We start from the raw sequence: 3,362 nt of genomic DNA on the forward strand, positions 1-3,362 counted from the left end.
ATGATACGCATTGCACACCGCATGCTGGAAACCGATCTTTTAGGAAAAATGAAAGACAGTTTTTTGGGCCAGGCTTAAGTACTACGTATTTAGCTGCGGGGGCGTCGCACTCTTGTACATTTTTAGCATCACTGAACTTTTATCAAAGCGAAATATACCAATTCGTTTATCCAAAATCTTGTACATAAATATATTGAAAATTAATGCTTTGAAGTACAAGAGTTGCGTATATTTATGTGTTGGCTGCAATCATAATGAAGACCCATCATTACATATCAATTACCAAACAATAAAAAAAATTATGCCACAATTAATGGAAGTATTGGAGTTTCTTGATAATTCTGGAAACACAATGGTAAAAAGAGTTCCTGAAAATGATAAGACCGAAATAAAATCTGGAGCACAACTAACAGTTAGAGAAAGTCAAAAAGCAATTTTTTTTAAAGACGGTAAAGCGACTGAAATTTTTGACCCAGGCAGGTATGTGTTAAATACAAAAAATTTTCCAGTATTAACCAAATTAGTAACAAGTATAGGCTATGGCTCCGATTCGCCATTTAGGGCGGAAGTCTATTTTCTAAACATGAAGCTATTTAGAAATTTAAAATGGGGAACTGCTCAACCAATCACGTTATCAGACAGTTTGCACGGCACCATTCGCTTAAAAGCTTTTGGCTTCTATTCAATAAAAATTAATGAGGAAAATCCAAAATTATTTTTGAACTATATTGTTGGCACACAAGGCTACTTCCGAGATTCTGAAATATCTGATTATTTAAAAAATCTAATACTTTCAAAAATAAATACTGTCTTAGGTACTTTTTATGATACATTTTTGAATCTAGTTAAAAAGTTTGATTTTTTTGAGGAGAAAATAAAAAATACACTTGTAAATGATTTTACAAACATTGGGTTAGTACTTGAAGATTTCCATTTTGGCTCTATTTCTTTCCCCCCAGATGTGGAAAAAGCAATTGACACAAAAACCGGTATGAGTATTATTGGGGACTTAAACGATTTTCTTAAATACAAAGTTGCGCAAGCAATTGAAAAAAGTGCCGAAAATAATGCAGGAACATCCGAAGGGTTAGGAACTGGTATTGGTTTTGGGGCAGGTATGATAATGCCGAAAATTATTCAGGAAAGTCTTGAAAAAAATAAAAGTAGAAAAGAAGGTTCCTTAGAAAAGATTAAAAAATTGAAGGAACTTCTCGATATTAACGCCATTACACAGGAAGAATTCGAAAATACGAAAAACGAGCTTCTAAAAAATCTATAAAGATGAGTATTCAAGAAATAAAATGTCCAAACTGTGGAGCTTCGCCTGATGACAATCTGTTTGAACACAATGAATACAATTGCGATTTTTGTGGCTCCAAATTTAAAACATCCCAAAATACAACAGGAACTAAAGCAAATATATCGCCAAAGATATATTATACAAAACGTGAAGATGGATTGTTTTTAGTTGAGACAAGATCAAGCATTGATTCAATTTCAAATTTATTAAATATTCTTGAAAAAGCTCAAATTAATGCGATTGATGTTTATAGTTTAGCAATAACTAATAATAATATTTCTAACTTGGAAGGGATTCAAAAATTTGAAAGTCTCGAATCTTTAACAGTAACAAATAATAATAATATTGAAACTATAAGTTCAAATATAGTGGAGTATTTTTCGAATAGAGCATATAAAAAAGTACTTTTTTTGCTGAAAATAATTGGTAATAATAAACTTGATTTCTCTTTTTTGGCAGACTTAGAAATCGGAAATGAGATTCCGAAAAGTCAATGGGAATATATTCATATACCGAGCATTGAAAATTTAATAAATAAACTAAAGTCCGAAAATTATGAAGCTGATCGTATGTGGAATCGGTCAGAAAACTCATTAGAAATTCAGAAAAATTTTAAATCCTATACTGAATTTCTTAGGACACATACTGATGGAACTTCATATTTAATTTATGATTCAATAAATATCTTTAAAAATAACAGCGATATAATAAGAAACATGTTTGTGTTACATATTGATGCAAATCTAAATGACTATGGAATTAGCGGATTTTTTGAAAAAGAGAAAAATGTTTTTTATAAGTATATAAACTTCTCGAATGATAGGGAACTACTAATCGATGTTATAGCTAAAAGAACTAACTATGATTTAAATAAGTTGATTGCTGAACAATCTAATATTGAAGAAAGGCTAAGGAAAAAAAGCATGATAAGTGGCTCATTTTTGGGCCCAATTATCGGTGGCGTTTTTGGGTTTCTATTCAGTATATTGATTGGGGTTATTGGCTGTGTCCGTACTTGTGGCAAAGATGACGAAGTAAATTTTTTACCATATGTGGTTATTGGTTTAATCTTAGGATTTGTTGTAAATTATTTTAGTAATAGAAAAAATAAATGAAAGCAGCCAACAAAAGGTTCCTATGTAAAGCGATTCCCCCGCCTGGCGCATTCTTCTGATAGGATGACTTGATGCCGATTAAATTTGCCGGACTGTGTCCGGAATTTGAAAAACAAATGCTGAACAAATTTGCTAAAGCCAAATTTTCTCTGCAATGTTGGCGTACCACATAACACACAAGCCCACTCCCACAAAAACATAAATCTAAAACCCCGAACGCCGTCGTTGTGTGTCCACCTAACTATCGAAGCAAGGCAACTACATACCAAAAACTTTAAACGAAATTAGATTTTGCATAAACAGCATCAGGTTTTGCTTAAACAAAATAAGAGATTGTTTAAACCGTACAAAGAACTGTTTAATCTAACCATAAGATAGTTTTTCCCTGATATTGGCGTAACATCCAACACACAGAAACCCACTCCCATAATAACATAACCCTAAAATCCCGAACCCGGTCGCTATGAGCCGGCCAACGCCCAAACCCTTTAAGCCTGAAAGGCTGATATTATTATAGAAAATTCAGCAACGGGAGAATCAGAATCCCGAAGGGATGATATAAAGAATATATCACCCCTTCGGGGTTTAGCAACATTACATGTTTAGGACTATAATAATAGCATCCCTTCGGGATTGTATAATCTATCCCTCAGTCTCCCGCTGCCGCAAGTCTTCCGATAGAATTACCATTTTTTGGGGTTTTACCCGTTATTGAATGGCAATGGATTTACCGGTTTTAATCATAGTATAAAAGATTAGCTGATTTTTTCCCACATCAACCGTTTGCAAATAATGTTATCTAAAAATCCCTAACAGCATGACTTTCAATAGTGTTTGTAAAAAGTTATATTTGAATTCAAACGATTGCTCATGCAAATTCCTAAACCCCGGTTAAGTTTCTGGCAGATCATAAATATGAATGTTGGCTTTTTTGGCATTCAATACAG

3 protein-coding genes are annotated in these 3,362 nt (G+C 32.9%); all 3 read left to right on the forward strand.

Annotation, left to right across the window (positions count from 1 at the left end; genetic code table 11):
- A partial coding sequence (locus ACHZDT_RS14585; protein WP_394775353.1) for a hypothetical protein occupies nt 1–188 on the forward strand: 188 nt, incomplete at its 5' end.
- 113 nt (nt 189–301) lie between these two features.
- On the forward strand, nt 302–1,279 hold the full coding sequence (locus ACHZDT_RS14590; RefSeq protein WP_394775354.1) for an SPFH domain-containing protein: 978 nt from the start codon (nt 302–304) through the stop codon (nt 1,277–1,279).
- Nucleotides 1,280–1,281: 2 nt separating this feature from the next.
- Nucleotides 1,282–2,415, forward strand: coding sequence for a hypothetical protein (locus ACHZDT_RS14595; RefSeq protein ID WP_394775355.1), 1,134 nt, complete (start codon nt 1,282–1,284; stop codon nt 2,413–2,415).
- Nucleotides 2,416–3,362 lie beyond the last annotated feature (947 nt).

Origin of the sequence: Flavobacterium sp., assembly GCF_043722275.1 — a bacterium.
GTDB lineage: Bacteria > Bacteroidota > Bacteroidia > Flavobacteriales > Flavobacteriaceae > Flavobacterium.

Excerpts from the sequence above, each read along its gene's own strand:
- ACHZDT_RS14595 (WP_394775355.1), top strand. The coding sequence starts at position 1,282 with ATGAGTATTCAAGAAATAAAATGTCCAAACTGTGGAGCTTCGCCTGAT.
- ACHZDT_RS14590 (WP_394775354.1), top strand. The coding sequence starts at position 302 with ATGCCACAATTAATGGAAGTATTGGAGTTTCTTGATAATTCTGGAAAC.